Here is a 15531-nt window from a genome sequence, read left to right on the forward strand (position 1 = left end):
ACAATGGTAATACTCGGCGCCAACTCTGATATTTCACAAGCTTTTATTGAAAAAGTATTAAGCAAAAATGAACGCTACCCGGTTATTTATTTATTGAGTTCCCATGCAGAAAATGCAAAAAGGATAGCCCGGCATTTTGAAGTGAAATATCAACAACAATTTGAAATTATCGCTTTTGACCTTAGTAAAGAAAATGATTATACCCAACTGGCAAATATTGATAGCAAGATGGTTTTTTGTGCAAGCGGTTACCTGGGATTAGATGCTGCAAATGGCTTGTATGACGATAGCAATACCCAAAAAATAACTTGTATCAATTATAGCAACCTCGTGTTATTACTCAATCATTTTGCACAAGAATTTGAAGCCAAAGGCATGGGTACCATTATTGCCTTAACCAGCGTAGCCGGCGAAAGAGGAAGGCAAAGCAATTTTATTTATGGCAGCGCCAAAGCAGGGTTTACCACCTATTTGCAGGGTTTAAGAAATTATTTATTTCATAAGGGTGTACATGTGCTTACGGTAATTCCAGGGTTTATGGATACGCAAATGACAGCAGGTATCCAAACGCCTAAACTGCTTACTGCCAGCCCGCAAAAAGCTGCAGCAATAATTTACAAAGCCTGGAAAAGAAAAAAAAATGTAGTATATGTTACTCCTGTTTGGCGTTTAATCATGCTTATGATACGCAACATACCGGAATTTATATTTAAAAAGATGAAAATGTAATATCTTAGATTTCCTTAGCAGCCAATCCAATCAATACCGCTTATGCCTTTATCTGATACGCATACTTTGCAAAACAATTTCAAATTAAGCAAATGGTTTATTATCATTTGCCTTGCATTGCTTGCCTTATACCCTATTTATAAAAATTTTTATTACAGCCAGGCGCATTTAACTTACGAGCGGCATATTGCCGTAATAGAAAAACGCTCGGAGTTTTATAACCCGTGGCAATACCGGGTTTTGATGCCTTATATCAACCAGGGTTTATTTTGGCTATACAACCATTCCATTGATAAGATTTATCCAATTGAACAAAAAATCAATTTTAATTTCCATAAAACATCCGGTACGGTTGAGCAAACCGACCAATTTCTTAAACTGATGCAAACACCCGGCGCTGCCCGGTACATGATTATTTTTATTTTGGTAAGGTGGGCGCTAAACTTTCTTATTTTATTACTGGCATGGCGGCTTTGGCGCCACTTTATTAAAAGTGACTGGCTGGCTTTATTGGGGGTAAATTTTATTGCACTGGCCATGGGCAACGCTGTAGCTATTGCCGACCTTGCCTTTAATACTTATGCCGATATTATTTTTTACCTTTTAGCAGCCCTCATTATTGTTGAGAAGAAAAATAAAATGTGGCTTGTTCCCATTACTATACTTTCATCTTTTAACCGGGAAACGGGCATGTTGATACCTGCATTATACTTTATTTCTCAGGTAGATTTTTCTCAAATGTGTGCAGGCAAATTTTCTTTCAAAAAAATTATTTGGCCCCATCTCAGTACCTGGATGTTTACCGCTGTACTTTACCTTCTCTTTTTAGCCGTATTTGTTTATTTACGCTGGTATTTTGGTTACCAACCGCAGCAAATGTGGAAAGTTCCGGCAGGATGGCCCATGCTTAAATTAAATTTAATGAGCGCTGTTGGCTTAAAAGGCTATTTGGAATTAATTGGCACTTTTGGCATTGTTCCTTTAATCATCCTGTACAAATTCAAGGCATTTCCCTACTTATTAAAAAAATGGTTTTTATTTTTGGCGCCTATTTGGTTCCTGGTACATTATATTTCTGTTCCGGCATATCAAACCCGGTTATTTTTGGTACCCATCATTCTTATTTTTATGCCCATGATACTATGGCTTACTGAGCAACATATTTTTTCTTTATCCGATAAAATTAAAACTTAACCAATAATGTAATAATGAAGGATATTATTCATCTCATACGGCCTAAAGACTGGGCAAAAAACCTTTTTTTGTTTGTGCCTTTGTTTTTTGCCGGCAGGTTATTTGAAATGGAAACCATCAAAGAACTTTTTTATGGATTTCTTTGTTTTTGCGCCATTGCCAGTGCCGTATATATTATTAACGACTACAGGGATATTGAATTTGATAAGCTGCACCCGGAAAAATCCAGTCGTCCGTTGGCCTCCGGAAAAATATCGAAACCTAAAGCTGTAATATTAGCCATACTACTCATTATTGCAGGATTTACCGGCGCATGGTTTATTAGGGACAAGTTTATGTTTGTACTGGCCCTTTATTTTTTACTGAACCTTGCTTACAGTTTCGGTTTAAAAAATTTACCTATTGTTGATATCGTTATCATTGCAATTGGCTTTGTGTTGCGCATAAAAGCCGGGGCAGTAATTGCCAAAGTAGGCCTTACGGAATGGCTTACCATAATGGTTTTTTTACTTGCTTTATTTATGGCGCTGGCAAAAAGAAGGGACGATGTAATTTTAAAGAACCAATCGGGAATGGATATGCGAAAAGCCGTAAAAGGCTACAACCTGCAATTTATTAATGTGGGTATTTCGCTCATAAGCTCCATTATTATTGTTTCTTACATTATGTACACAATGTCCAATGAAGTGCAGGAGCGCATTGGCACTTACAGGATTTATTACACGGCGCTTTTTGTAATCATGGGTTTGTTCCGGTACCTGCAACTCGTTTATGTAGATGAAAAATCTCAATCGCCTACTAAAATTTTGTATAAAGACAGGTTTATACAGGTTTGTTTAATTTTATGGATTGTGTGCTTCTATGTAATTCTTTATATAAAAGACTTTTCACTTTTTGAAACTTAATTTCCTTGCCGCAACAAATTGCTTTTTTTGATTTTGATGGTACCATTACCACTAAAGATACCCTTCTGGAACTTGCAAAGTTTCATAAAGGCAAAGCAGGCTATTTAAAGGGGATGCTTTTATTGCTGCCTTCGCTAATGGGCTTAAAACTTGGCCTTACAGGCAGCAGGGAGGCAAAAGAAAAATTTCTCCATTATTTTTTTGGAGGTATGCACAAGCAAAGTTTTGAAGATTTATGCTTAAAATTTACCCATAAAAAGCTGGAAAGTTTATTAAGAAAGGAAGCTATGGATAAATTAAACTGGCACCGGCAGCAAGACCACGAAATTGTTGTGGTATCTGCATCGGCCAAAAACTGGGTTGCGCCATTTTGCCAGTTACATGAGTGGAAATATATAACCACAGCATTAGAAATAAAAAATGATTGTATTAGCGGAAATTTATCCGGCGAAAATTGCAACGGCGCCCAAAAAGCAATTAGGATAAAAGAGGTATTTGATATTGGGCTGTACGAAAAAATATTTGCTTACGGCGACAGCAGAGGTGATAAAGAAATGCTGGCCCTGGCTACAGATGCATTTTACAGAAAATTTTAAAGCTAGTTTACAAATACCTTTACCGTAGTACTGGCAGAATCTCCGTAATTATTAATAACGGTAAGTTTAAAGCTATTCTCACCTTGTTGCAGGTTATGCACTTTTGTTTTTTCGTCAGCAGGCGATTCTATAACTGCAGCCTGTTGTGCATTTTCATTTTGCCACAAAAAACTGTTAATACTGCCCTTTTGCTGCGATGAAAATGCAGCGCTTAAAGTTGTAAAGCTTGAAGAAATGTATTGATTAATACCCGCATTTGCAATTGGAAACCTTCTTTCATCAGGATCAAAAGAGGCAATTTGCCGCCACTTTGTATTTATAGGATCTACTAACTCGGGTGCAGGAATATTTAAAGCCTCGGGATAACGAGCTTCATCCATTGGCGTTAAAGTAATTCCATTTCCCAGGCTGCGGGCTTTATTTCTTCCCCAGCTATACCAGTTGCCACCCATATCCTGGGCATACATATAAAATACATTATTGGGTGCCGTACAAATTTTATTGAACTTACCCGTTATTTGCACCGGCTTTTGAATTAATTGCCCGTGGGCATAACTCCAGCTATAGGGCAAGGGAGCATAACTGCTCCAGTCCGGCCATTGCCGGCCATTTCCCACATCGCCATGCACATTATCACCTGCGCCAAATAAATTATTGTTTGCATCTAAAATATGCAGCGTACCATAATTGCCCGAAATTTGTTTAGCTGGAAAACGGCAACCTGCCGCTTCCCATTTGCTTTTGATAGAAACTGGCCGGTGCCCCATATCTCCCACTCCAAGATAAGACCCTAAAAATCCCCATGCATAAAGATCAATGCTGGTTTCAACAACATAAACGCCAGAGCCTATGCCTGTAATATCCCTGGCCAGGCCGGGAATATTTATTTTGGCAGGTTTTAAAACATTACGGGAGTATTTCCAAACCGTGCCATTGCTTGCCAAAGCTAGAACCGAACTATTGTCAAATGAAAGCGGTACAAGTTTGGTAAAAGTAACATTTGCAGGAACAGGCACAGGGAATGGCGCTATAATATTTTTTCCGCCATTTACGTAAAGTATATCTTCACCCCAAACGAAAGGCTTTCCTTTTTTTAATGCAAAAAATGTATTTCCAATAGCATACACTTTTTCTACGCCTGTAAAATTTTTGCCGGTAATATCTTTTGCCACTATGCCGGCAAAAATTCCCCTGCCGGTTTTACCCGGGCCTATAATAAATGCTTCGCCCTGGGTATTTGTTGCAATAGCCTGTGCCAATCCACAGGCTATATCCGTAAAAATTTCCGGGCTGTTGAGTTGTTTGCAAAAATAGCGGTTACCCACAGAAATAGGTATATAAACGCTACCACTATCGGTAAGGTAGGCTGTATAATATTCGCCGGTGCCTACCTGTACAATTTTTTGGGCCAAAGTATCCTTAAATAAAATACAAAAAAATAACGTGTACAGATAACGCATACTAAAAAAATTTAGAAACAGGCACAAGATACTCAATTAGGTATTTGCTGTAAATATTTATAAAAATTATAAAGATGTAGCAATAAAAAAACCCGTAAAAACGAGTAAAATATGGTAAAGTTAAAAGTATTAATCTCCCCAAATTTCATCTTTACCCTGCAGCCAAAGCTTCACCGATTCTGTGGTAATGGACTTTGGCCTTTCCAAAGGCATACCCAGGGCCCTATCCCAGCAAAGGCTTGTTAAAACCCCCAATGCACGGGAAACGCCGAACAATACAGTATAAAATTCGTATTCCACCATTCCATAGTGAACCAGTAAAGCGCCGCTATGGGCATCAACATTGGGCCAGGGATTTTTAATTTTCCCCATTGAAGAAAGTATGGTTGGAACGGTTTCGTAAATTGTCCATACCGTATTTACCAGTGGGTCATCGGGCATGTGTTTTTTACCAAATTCCATTTGTGCAGTAAACCTGGGATCGGTTTTACGCAATACGGCATGACCATATCCGGGTATCACTTTTCCTTCGCTGAGTGTTTGCTTTACATAATTTTCTATTTGTTCTTTTGTAGGGTTGTCGCTGCCAATTTTTTCTCTCAGTTCAAAAATCCATTTAATTACTTCCTGGTTGGCAAGGCCATGTAAAGGCCCGGCAAGCCCGTTCATACCGGCAGCAAAGCTTAAGTAACAATCGCTAAGGGCCGAACCCACCAGGTGCGTTGCATGGGCAGAAACATTACCACCTTCATGATCGGCATGAATGGTCATATAAAGCCGCATGAGGTCACGGAAAGATTTATCACTGAACCCAAGCATGTGGGCAAAATTGCCAGCCCAGTCCAGCATGCCGTTGGGTTGAATATGATCGCCGTTTTTATATTTTCTCCTGTAGATATAAGCTGCAATCCTGGGTAGCCGTGCAAGCAAAATCATTGCATCGTCAAAAGTAGCTTCCCAGTAATCTTTTTTGCTCATGCCTTTTGCATACTTTTTGGCAAATTCGCTTTCAGTTTGTAAAGCCATAATGCCTACCACAAACTGCGTCATAGGATGTGAGGAAATAGGCAATGCTTCAATAGTGGCAAATACATGGCTGGGTACATGGCTCCTGCGCTGCAGTACATTGGTTACATGCTGTACATCTTCGGCTGTAGGTAAATTGCCAATCAACATTAAATAAAGCAACCCTTCGGGCAATGGTTCGGTGCCATTGGGCGCTTTAGGTAATTTTTCCTGGAGTTCGGGAATGGTATATCCACGAAAGCGGATACCTTCCTGTGAATCGAGCAGCGAGGTTTCAGTAACCAAACCGGTAATTCCCCTCATACCCTGGTAAACCTGCGAAAGGGATACTTCCCCAATCTTTTTATTGCCGTGTTCTTTAATTATTTCTTTAATTTCTGTGGATACTGTTTCAAATTTAGAAGCAAATCTTTCCTTTAAAATTCCCATATTATCTTAATTTTTCAAGATGGTTTTTATAATCGCCAAATTTACGATAGCTGAATTGGGTAAACAAATGAAAGCCGATAAAGTTTAAGGAAACAGCAGATTTTTCCCACTTTAGCTAATACAAAAAACCTTCAATATTATTATTGACGGCAATATTATTTGGGGGCCTTTTTGTAAATATAAAATGCCAGCAGACCAAAAAGTATATTCGGCGTCCATGCGGCCAAAAAGGGCGAAAAATTGCCTTTAATTGCAAATACAACACTAAAACGGCTAAATAAAATATAGCTCACACTTATCACTACACCAAGGGCAAGATGTGCGCCACTGCCGCCCCTAAGCCTCCTGCTGGCCAATGAAGCACCAATAATGGTTAAAATAAAAACAGAAACCGGTATGGCATCACGGTTATACCTTTCTACCAAAAGGTCGCTCAACCCTTCGGATTGCCTCATTTTCTCCCTCCTAATAAAATCATCAAGTTCCCTGGTGGGCATTTGGTCTTTGAGGTATTCGTCTTTTCTTAAATCCAATGGCCTAAAGTTGTATTTCATCAGCAAATTGCTATTCTTTACCAGCTTTTCCTTTAAGGAATCAATGTGCCGTTCCAATACATTTGAGAGCTTCCATTTTTTTGAGCTTGTATCCCACATTATGCTGCCTGCTCTTAGGTTATAAAGCATTTTATTATTTTGAAACTTATCAATAAAAAAGCCATTGCCTGTTTTGCTGATGGTATCGTAAGACCGCATCCCTACATAGGTTACAGGATCTATTCTAAAATAAAGGTTTTGCAGGTATGAGGTATTTTTGTTGTGCATGCCTTTATTTACATCTACATAGTTTTTATTAAAATTGCCAAATTTTTCATTTGCTTTTGGCACCAGCGATCGGTAGCCCAGCCAAAGCAATAAGGAAAGAAACATTGCAGAAACAATGTAAGGGAGCATAAAGCGCCGAAAACTTACACCACTACTTAAAATGGCAATAATTTCTGAGCGGCCGGCCATTTTTGAAGTAAAAAAAATTACCGAAATAAAAACAAACAAAGGAAAAAGCATGGCATCAAACCGGGGAATAAAACCCAGGTAATATTCCTTAAAAATTTGCCAGGCATTCAAATTGCTTTTTACAAAATCATCCGTTTTTTCACTTATATCTACTACTACTACAATAACGGTAAAAAGTAAAAGACAAAAGAAAAAAGTGGAGAGGTATTTAGAAATAATATACTTATCTATCTTCTTCATTTACAGGGGCAAGATAATTTAAAAAAACAAGGCCTGTTTAGAAAATGCCGTTAAAAACAATCAGAAACTGGCTATTTTACCAATTCAAACCCTGCTTTTGGCTTATTTTAAGGCTAAAATATTTTATGATTTGGCTCATAAAAATTGTTTAAATTAAAGTAAATATCTATACCTTTAAAAGAAAAAATTATGAAAAAAATATTTACACTGGCAAGCCTTTTTGCGCTTGTGGCGTTTACTCAAAATGTAAGGGCTCAGTCAGAAGATGAGATGAAAAAATGGAACGATTACATGAAGCCGGGAAAAATGCATGAACTAATGGCTTCATGGGAAGGGCAATGGACTGCCAATATTAGCCTGTGGATGGCACCTGGTGCGCCCCCTACCCAATCCAAAGGAACCCTGTTGAATAAAATGGATATGGATGGACGCTATCAAATTGGCAGGCATACTGGTGATTTTAATGGAATGCCTTTTGAAGGCATGAGTATTTTGGCTTATGATAATGCCAAAAAAGTATTTGAAAGTACCTGGATAGATAATATGGGTACAGGTATAATGCACTTAAAAGGAGAATGGAACGACCCTAAAAAAGTAATGACCCTTAACGGTTTTATGACCGACCCCATGACAGGTAAAGATTCAAAAGTAAAGGAAACTTTTACTGTAGTAGATGATAACACTCATGTTATGGAAATGTATATGGAAGGCCCGGATGGCAAAGAATTTAAAACGATGGAAATTGTTTATAAAAGGAACAATTAATATTTAAACTTTGTTCTTGTTTTACTTTTTGCTAATAAACAGCCCGGTATTTCCGGGCTGTTTTATTTAAGTATTATAAAAATTTATGAATCAAATCTAATTTTCAATTTAAATACGAATCACAACTAAATAATAAGAAATCACTTTGCAGAAATACTTTTTTTCCCTTTTTGGCAAAAGAAAACAAAGCGAAAAAAAAGGCAAAGTGCACTCAAAGAACATATAGAATTTGCAACGAAAAACAAACTCTGCGGAAACTCTGCGGACTTTTTTCTCTGCGCTTTTTTTAAATTTTATTCTTTACTTTTTTGCCTGCCCAAAAAAGTAACAAAAAAAGGCCCCCGAAATCGAATACAGCCCGATTTCGGGTAACAGCTTTACGCAACTTTTGTTCTTTGGTAGCATGGGCCTTGGTAATGCTACTCTTAGGCGGAATTTTTTGCATTTTTGTTGATGCGCTGTGTTAATGTTGGTGTGGTTTTGTGTAAAAAAAACAATGTGTAGGGTACTCACCGAGCATTGCCGGAGACGCTGTTGGGAAGAAAAGGCAAACACAAAAGGATTGGAAGAATAATTCGCCGTGAAGCCTTCCCACGAGGACATTGTGTCCAATTAATAACTTGGGCCATACAATTTTTTTTTGTTCCCATAAAATTTTAATAAAAAAAAATTGTATCCTAATAATAATAACGTAAATAGAGGAATATAGTACAATAATTTTAATACCCCAAAAACAAGCATAACCAAATCTGTAATAATACCTCCAAAAAGTGCAGAAGGGATTCCCATAAACACTTTAAATCCTAGTTGCAAATGAAAGATTCCTCCAATTTTTTCTATGTGAGAATAAAAATAATTCTTTCTGTCCTTTAAATCTAATGAATACCCTTTTGTTTTTACAACTTCAAAATATTCTAATAGTAAATTTTCAACATCTCTCTTGTCTTTCCCTTCTGTTAAATTGTCAAAGTGAAAAAAGAAATTTATGATTGAGTTAAAGTGTAGATTTTGCTTTTGCTTATTATTCAATTTGAATTTTTTGTCAATTAGATATTGACTAAATTCATTTAATTCAGGAGACATTATTATGGCATTTGAGGTAATAAATTTGGGAAATAATACTGAACAGTTTGGTAGTTCTCTCTAAAATTAATCAATCCTTCAGAGGTTAATGGTTGAAATGTACCATCACCCCATTTATTAAGCACTTTTGCAATTTCACTATTTCTTGTAAAATATGATGCAGTGCCGATTCCTATTGTATTACGAACATTGTTAGCTATTGCATAAACAGATGAACCAAAGTTGAAAGATAATTCGGAAACAGAAACTGACATAGTACTATACAACCCCATCGCACCATTCACCGCACCACTTTCCAAAACCGCCGATACTGCAAGTGGCGCTGCAATGCCTGCGCCAATACCTGCATACATCATGCGTTCTGTGTGTAAAGCACTTTGTTCTCTCTGATATTGTGCCATCAAGCCCGGCAATTGTCTATCATAGCTGGCTCTGTCTCCAGAGCTTTGTACTGCCACCCCTCGCTGCTTACGACTTTTAAAAAGTTCATAATTGTGGTTCCACATTACATCATAATACTGCTTCCCACCATACCAGCTATACGATGCTTCCGAATTGGCTTCTCCCCATGCCATTGCATATCCCCAATAATCTTTAATTTTCATAGTGGTTTGCCCAATTACTACTGTATTTAATGTTTGAGATTCACTACCTTCTGTTGAGCCGGATGCTTGTGTCCAGGTGGATGATGTGCCATTTAAAATTTCTGCAGTCCAAGCCAACTCTGCCCATAATTAAATCAAGTCTGCCTTCACCAATTAAACTCTTTTTAACTTCATAGATGCCCATCAAACCTAATATCTGCGGCAACTAATGTTGATAAGAATAGTACTATGGATGCTATGATATAAATAAAAACGTATTTCCTGTATTTTTTGTTTTTGTTTGCTTGCTCGTCAAAGTATGCAAATATGCTTTTGTATCGGGAATTATGATACAACGAAAAATAACTTAGCATTGCTAGCAGAATAAAAAAAAATATGGCATACCCCTTTGTAAAAGGTGGTTGAAAATTAAAAAAGATGCTTAACCAATAAATAATTGAAAATATGTTAAAGTATAAAAATAAAATGGGTAAGAAAAAAGATGCACTTAGCGGCACACTATCTCTTTTTCTTACATAGTAAGCATAAATCACATAGTTTAAAAAGTAAAAAGCTTTCATGAATGAGTACAATTTTAATTGTTCCAAAAATCCCAATCCGCCCATTCCAATAACGCTTTACCACCGAAATAAGCACCGCTTACAATCCAACCCCCTCCCGGTATAAAACCTACCCCACCCATTATTAAATCTAAACCGCCTTCACCTATTAAACTTTTTTCTCCATTATAGATTTCAATACCCGTGCCCACAATTCCTGCTACACCTAATGCTCTACCACCCCATTTCAAAACACCTGCTGTATTATTTAATACTTTTCTACTTACATCAAAAGTTTTCCCAATTGGCAACTTAACCGTTACAGGGCCCTGCACGGGTTGAGGGCCATATCCGGGCCATGAGATGATATACCTGTTTTTAATAATGTTCCCTGCATTAGTTTCCGCCGCTCCTAATGCCATATCTAAACCCCAGGTCCATTCAAATGATTTCTTATTACCTGCAAACAATTCCATCATCTTATCATAGGAAGTATATTTATTCAGCACATTTTCCATGGTACCAATATACTCGGTGTTGTACACCGTATTAAATCCTTTGCCATTGGGCGAGTAATCGCTGCTGATATTATATGCCTGCTGGCTTTCCCATTTTTGCATATAATAGCCTGTAACCATACCCGGGGTAAATTTTCCTCCATTGTACGCCTGCAATGCACTTTCAAAATTTGTTGCCCATCCTTTATTAAGCCCCCACCAACCATTATCTGCCATAAGGCCTGCTCCTGCCCCAAATGCTTCATCGGCACTGCCAAAAAAAGAATACGATCCTCCTCCATATTCAAAAGTACCTGTATTTTCCTTTGCACTCCAATGGCCACCATAATTGCTTCCCCATAGTGTTTCTATTAACTTATCAAACTCTGCTTTTGTAAGCGCACCTGTAGGGTCATTAAAAAATACAGGATTATTAAACCCATATTGGTAAGGCGATACTCCCCATGTTTTTTTGGCCAGTACATCTACACAATTAAACCTGCCCGTTTGTGGGTCGTAATTACGCAAGGGCGTTTCGTAATACTGTACATCCAGTTCTTCGTTGAGTTCTGTGCAGGCATTGTATTTATATTTATTTTCTGCAAAGCCCGATAAACCATCACTTTTTAATTCGATCTGTCATAAGCCTAATAAACTCAGCACTCAACAGATTATGGTACTGTTCAATATTTTTTTTAAACTCATTACTATTAACTTTTCTTTTATAAATGCTGATAATCCCATCACCAGCAATCGTTGATGTTTCCTGACCAATTGAAGTTTTTATTATTTTTTTCTCAATATAATCATATTCAAACGTATGAATATCATAGCAACCTACATTGAATTGCAAGAGAACAGCAGAAGAATCATTAGCAAATATTGAATAGTTAAACTCAAAACTTCTTTGAGATATTTTTTTTATCTCAACCAATACCACATTAAACATTGCTGGAAACCATTTGCCTTGTCCTTCATAGAAACAAAATCCATTGATACCATAGATTATTTTTCTTAAAGAATCATTTATGGTGGCAAATCCGTATTTGTTTACTGTATCCAGCGCAGATGCAATGGATTTCAAATCTTTAATCTTTACACCTCTTCTGTTGGATGGGATAGAATTTATTTGCGTTTGATTTTTTTGATCCGTTTCCAGTTGCTTTACAGGGGAATGACAACTTAATAGAAATATAATAGTTATACAAAATGCTAATAGTTTCATATCAATATTTTATTAACGGTTAATGTAAATAGGATTGTTTCCTGACGCATTATAAAGTATAATAGAGTTAATGTTAATCATAATATTATATTGAGTACCAAAAGTTTTATTTTGGTCTCTCGCCCTATTAAAATCAGGTTGGGAAACAAGCGCCCCATTATTAACTCTTCCGAGATGAGTCCATTTGCCGCCAAAAGAATAAGATAAATCATGGCCTATTAATGATGCTGCATACGGATGTAAATGTCCATTGGGCACCCCAGAACTTCCCGCATCTGAAGTATTAAAACTATTATTTGAACTGATTGTCTGCATGTCAACAGTCCATACTCCTTTGTCTTTCTTCATGCTAAAACTTGCTTCGGCACCTTTTAAAGATGTTATAAATTTTTTAGAAACTTCATTTCCATCTAACGTAATTTTATCCATTAATTCAATAGGTAAATTATCAATTTTTTGAATGTTGAATTTTTGATAATTCTCTTTGTAAAAATGGTTAATGGAATTTAAATCATATGCATCGCCATTTGCACCAAAATTATTTTCATTCCATAAGATATTACTAATATCAAAATACAGTTGCATTATAGTACTTGGGTTGCCCTTTTTGAATTGTGCTACATTATTAATGAACTGTTGTTTGTATATATCTGAAACTACAAATACCCTCCAATAGTTTTGACTTGTTGTTTGATATAACAAATTACCCTTTGCATCAAAATAAGAAGTGCCATTATTTCCTGCACCCGGCCTAAACCAAGAATTTGAATTACCATTGTCCATAGCAACCTGGCGTTCCCAGGCATCTGCACCGCTCCAATCATATCTTGAGTTGTTTAATTTATTTTGCAAATCAAGCGTTGCTGTTGGGTTCCAGCCTCCTTCTTTGGGTGTTACCGGCCGCCGGCCATCGGGGTCTATAAACTGTATGGGGTTGTTATAGCCGTAATTATAGGGCGTCCAGCGCCTGCTCATTTCGGCAAGTGGGTCTATTACCTGCCAGCGGCCGGTTTGTGCATCGTACATTCTTGCGCCATAGTCTATCATATCCTGGCCGCTGCCTTCGCTAAACTCATTGGCTTGTTCTTCTTTGCCATTGTATTTATATTTATTTTCTGCAAAGCCCGCTTCTCTTTGGCTGCGGTACGAAATATTTTTCATGAGCAGCCCAAAGGGATAGTATTCATTGGTTTCGAGCAGTGTGCCCCGGCTGTGCGTTAGCTGCAAATTATCAAAGAACACTTCTATGTTGGGTGTGGCGTTGCTTACATATACATAAAGGTAACCGGTTTTTGTGATGGATACCTGGTTAAAAATATGTTCTTTTAATTCTTCATTGTTGCCGGCCTGCTCAAAACCGCCGGCGGTGTATTGAAACTGCTCATCGAGCAATATCCAGTTTATAAAGGCTTTGGGTTTTTGGCTATTGTAGGTTTGGCTGTTTAAAAACTGGGTGGCGGCGGGGGTAAGTATATTACCGTTTTGTAACTGTGCGCCAATAGTAGCGCCATGGCTGGCCGCAGCGGCACCGCCTACGCCGCCTTGCATTGCGGCAAGCAGGCTGGTAAGTGGGTTTACAGGGTTGCCAGGCGCTGCGCCATTAAGCCGGTACCAGCTTGTTACCCTTATGTTGAACTTATCGCCGGCCATTACTTTTAGGGTAATGGAAGGGCCTATTTTGTTTCCATCGCCGCTTACTTTTGCAACATAATCATTGGGGCTGGTATAAGTATCGGCTGGGTAGCCGGGCACCGTGGTTTTTAAAGTTCTTGTTTGCGGCAGGTTGGCATACAAGGCTTCTTCGGTTGTGGCTTGTGCGGTTTCCATACTGGCAGGTGGGTACTGGTCTTCCTTTTTTTGGCTGGTAATAACGGCCCTTATATTGCCCAAGTGGTCTTTTATAAAATAATCGCAGGCAAAGCCGGTAATATAGCCGGGCTGGCTAAGGCTGTCGTACAAAGCTCTTATGCGGCCTTCTTCCTGGCCGCAAAAAAGCAATTTGTTATTGTATAAAACATTATTTGCCGAATCTTGCTTAGTTTCATAAACAAAGCCAGAAAGATAGAGCGTAGTAATAGTAATTTGAGTTTGCCTGTTAAAAACCTGTTTTTTGAGCCTTGTACCTGCGGCGGTATAAGTATAGCGCACCGTTCCTTTTTCTACAAGGTCTATAAACTCAGGCAAATTGAGCTGGTTGTATACTATGTTGGCAATGCCTTTATTGAGGTCTTGGGTAAGGTTGCCGTTTACATCGTATAAATAATCATCGGCGCCTGTATTAGCGCCGTCTTTAAAATCGCCAAGCCTGGTATTGGGGTCGTTAACGGCATCGGTTACCCTGGCAAGTTTATTGGCGGAGCTGGTATAGGCATAGCTAAGCCTGTCAATGAGGGCGCTGCTGCCAAGTTTTAAGCCATATTGTACCATATATAAAATATTGCCGTTGGCATCGTAAAGCGCTTGAAGGGCTTTGCCCGTTGCCCATCATTACAGAATAGTCTATACCTGCCGAGAGGTTGAAAGCGCCATCGGTAAATTGGGTAAAAGCGGCGCTCAAAAGCCTGCCTGCGGCATCGTAACTATAATCGTATTTACGCAACTGGCCATCGCCTTTGCTCCTCCATACCGTTCCGGTAATGTTTCCATTATACAGGGCTTTTTGGTAACTGGTACCTAATAAGCTGTTTAAAGTATCGCTATAGCCCAGTTCGTAGCCAAAAAAACTATTTTGGGTATCATTTTTTAAATATAGCCTGTTCATACCCAGTAGCCAGCCACGTATATTATACTCAAAATTTTGGGTTGACCGAAAAAAGGGGACGCTTACAGCAGCGCTTTAATTTTGGTTTCCCAGCGTGCTAACTTCGCTAAAGATTTTTTTGTTTTGCCGGTTATCCGTTTGCTATATTTATCTATCTTATTGCCTGTTTGGCTAAAAAATTTATCGGGGATTTTTAAGATAGTTGCTTCAATACTGTCTGCCTGTGCATGGCAAAGCAATACAGCAAGTATAAGCGATAGCGTTGATATTAGAACCTTCGGGTACATTGCCAGGTATTGAAGGGTTCAAAAACGAATTACCAAATAAATGTAGGATTATTTTTTAATTAACAAAAAAAAATTTGAGTATATACTCATTTATACTTTTATATGGGCTGTATATTTCAAAAAACTACCCTGCGCTGTATCCTTCCTATTTTTATTTATTTGCTCCCAAATAAAGTGAAT

The 15531-nt window shown here is 38.0% G+C and carries 15 protein-coding genes; 5 read left to right on the forward strand and 10 right to left on the reverse strand.

What is annotated here, in order from left to right:
* The first annotated feature begins 3 nt into the window (after positions 1 to 3).
* Genes IPO46_01895 through IPO46_01910 form a run of 4 tightly spaced genes read left to right on the forward strand, consistent with a single transcriptional unit; the run spans position 4 to position 3424 of the window.
* Entirely contained in the window at positions 4 to 729 is a 726-nt protein-coding gene (locus tag IPO46_01895; protein QQS63388.1) for an SDR family NAD(P)-dependent oxidoreductase, read from the forward strand.
* A 42-nt stretch (positions 730 to 771) separates the two neighbouring features.
* Entirely contained in the window at positions 772 to 1923 is a 1152-nt protein-coding gene (locus IPO46_01900; GenBank protein ID QQS63389.1) for a hypothetical protein, read from the forward strand.
* A gap of 14 nt (positions 1924 to 1937) precedes the next feature.
* The gene (locus tag IPO46_01905) at positions 1938 to 2828 is read left to right on the forward strand and encodes a decaprenyl-phosphate phosphoribosyltransferase (GenBank protein ID QQS63390.1); all 891 of its coding nucleotides are present in this window, start codon (positions 1938 to 1940) and stop codon (positions 2826 to 2828) included.
* Between the two features lie 5 nt (positions 2829 to 2833).
* Complete coding sequence (locus IPO46_01910) at positions 2834 to 3424, forward strand: HAD-IB family hydrolase (GenBank protein ID QQS63391.1); 591 nt, start codon at positions 2834 to 2836, stop codon at positions 3422 to 3424.
* Between the two features lie 2 nt (positions 3425 to 3426).
* Here IPO46_01910 and IPO46_01915 read toward each other — a convergent pair whose 3' ends face one another.
* The 3 genes from IPO46_01915 to IPO46_01925 form a co-directional block, all read right to left on the reverse strand.
* Positions 3427 to 4884: a hypothetical protein gene (locus tag IPO46_01915; protein QQS63392.1), complete on the reverse strand. Its 1458-nt coding sequence runs from the start codon at positions 4882 to 4884 to the stop codon at positions 3427 to 3429.
* A 129-nt stretch (positions 4885 to 5013) separates the two neighbouring features.
* Complete coding sequence (locus IPO46_01920; GenBank protein ID QQS63393.1) at positions 5014 to 6339, reverse strand: citrate (Si)-synthase, eukaryotic; 1326 nt, start codon at positions 6337 to 6339, stop codon at positions 5014 to 5016.
* Between the two features lie 155 nt (positions 6340 to 6494).
* On the reverse strand, positions 6495 to 7589 hold the full coding sequence (locus IPO46_01925) for an LptF/LptG family permease (protein QQS63394.1): 1095 nt from the start codon (positions 7587 to 7589) through the stop codon (positions 6495 to 6497).
* A 189-nt stretch (positions 7590 to 7778) separates the two neighbouring features.
* Between IPO46_01925 and IPO46_01930 the strand changes: the two genes are divergently transcribed.
* Positions 7779 to 8354 carry a DUF1579 domain-containing protein gene (locus IPO46_01930; GenBank protein QQS63395.1) on the forward strand — a complete coding sequence of 192 codons (576 nt, stop codon included), beginning with the start codon at positions 7779 to 7781 and terminating at the stop codon, positions 8352 to 8354.
* 612 nt (positions 8355 to 8966) lie between these two features.
* Here the strand turns inward: IPO46_01930 and IPO46_01935 are convergent.
* The 7 genes from IPO46_01935 to IPO46_01965 all read right to left on the reverse strand — a co-directional run bounded on the left by IPO46_01935 (position 8967) and on the right by IPO46_01965 (position 15351).
* A complete protein-coding gene (locus tag IPO46_01935; protein ID QQS63396.1) occupies positions 8967 to 9437 on the reverse strand; it encodes a hypothetical protein in 471 nt (156 codons plus the stop codon).
* 2 nt (positions 9438 to 9439) lie between these two features.
* Entirely contained in the window at positions 9440 to 10159 is a 720-nt protein-coding gene (locus tag IPO46_01940) for a hypothetical protein (GenBank protein QQS63397.1), read from the reverse strand.
* 457 nt (positions 10160 to 10616) lie between these two features.
* Complete coding sequence (locus tag IPO46_01945) at positions 10617 to 11714, reverse strand: hypothetical protein (GenBank protein ID QQS64292.1); 1098 nt, start codon at positions 11712 to 11714, stop codon at positions 10617 to 10619.
* Entirely contained in the window at positions 11698 to 12303 is a 606-nt protein-coding gene (locus IPO46_01950; GenBank protein QQS63398.1) for a hypothetical protein, read from the reverse strand. Before IPO46_01950 ends, IPO46_01945 begins: the two co-directional genes overlap by 17 nt.
* A gap of 12 nt (positions 12304 to 12315) precedes the next feature.
* Entirely contained in the window at positions 12316 to 14730 is a 2415-nt protein-coding gene (locus IPO46_01955) for a hypothetical protein (GenBank protein ID QQS63399.1), read from the reverse strand.
* Positions 14687 to 15064 (reverse strand): hypothetical protein, encoded by a 378-nt coding sequence (locus IPO46_01960; GenBank protein ID QQS63400.1) that lies wholly within the window; start codon positions 15062 to 15064, stop codon positions 14687 to 14689. Before IPO46_01960 ends, IPO46_01955 begins: the two co-directional genes overlap by 44 nt.
* Before the next feature lie 62 nt (positions 15065 to 15126).
* The gene (locus IPO46_01965) at positions 15127 to 15351 is read right to left on the reverse strand and encodes a hypothetical protein (protein QQS63401.1); all 225 of its coding nucleotides are present in this window, start codon (positions 15349 to 15351) and stop codon (positions 15127 to 15129) included.
* Positions 15352 to 15531: the final 180 nt, after the last annotated feature.

The organism is Chitinophagaceae bacterium, from assembly GCA_016699815.1.
Lineage (GTDB): Bacteria > Bacteroidota > Bacteroidia > Chitinophagales > Chitinophagaceae > Ferruginibacter.

Coding starts and splice junctions, on each gene's coding strand:
- IPO46_01935 (QQS63396.1), bottom strand. CDS start 9,437: ATGTCTCCTGAATTAAATGAATTTAGTCAATATCTAATTGACAAAAAA.
- IPO46_01915 (QQS63392.1), bottom strand. CDS start 4,884: ATGCGTTATCTGTACACGTTATTTTTTTGTATTTTATTTAAGGATACT.
- IPO46_01900 (QQS63389.1), top strand. CDS start 772: ATGCCTTTATCTGATACGCATACTTTGCAAAACAATTTCAAATTAAGC.
- IPO46_01930 (QQS63395.1), top strand. CDS start 7,779: ATGAAAAAAATATTTACACTGGCAAGCCTTTTTGCGCTTGTGGCGTTT.
- IPO46_01950 (QQS63398.1), bottom strand. CDS start 12,303: ATGAAACTATTAGCATTTTGTATAACTATTATATTTCTATTAAGTTGT.
- IPO46_01965 (QQS63401.1), bottom strand. CDS start 15,351: ATGTACCCGAAGGTTCTAATATCAACGCTATCGCTTATACTTGCTGTA.
- IPO46_01895 (QQS63388.1), top strand. CDS start 4: ATGGTAATACTCGGCGCCAACTCTGATATTTCACAAGCTTTTATTGAA.
- IPO46_01905 (QQS63390.1), top strand. CDS start 1,938: ATGAAGGATATTATTCATCTCATACGGCCTAAAGACTGGGCAAAAAAC.
- IPO46_01920 (QQS63393.1), bottom strand. CDS start 6,339: ATGGGAATTTTAAAGGAAAGATTTGCTTCTAAATTTGAAACAGTATCC.
- IPO46_01955 (QQS63399.1), bottom strand. CDS start 14,730: ATGGTACAATATGGCTTAAAACTTGGCAGCAGCGCCCTCATTGACAGG.
- IPO46_01925 (QQS63394.1), bottom strand. CDS start 7,589: ATGAAGAAGATAGATAAGTATATTATTTCTAAATACCTCTCCACTTTT.
- IPO46_01960 (QQS63400.1), bottom strand. CDS start 15,064: ATGAACAGGCTATATTTAAAAAATGATACCCAAAATAGTTTTTTTGGC.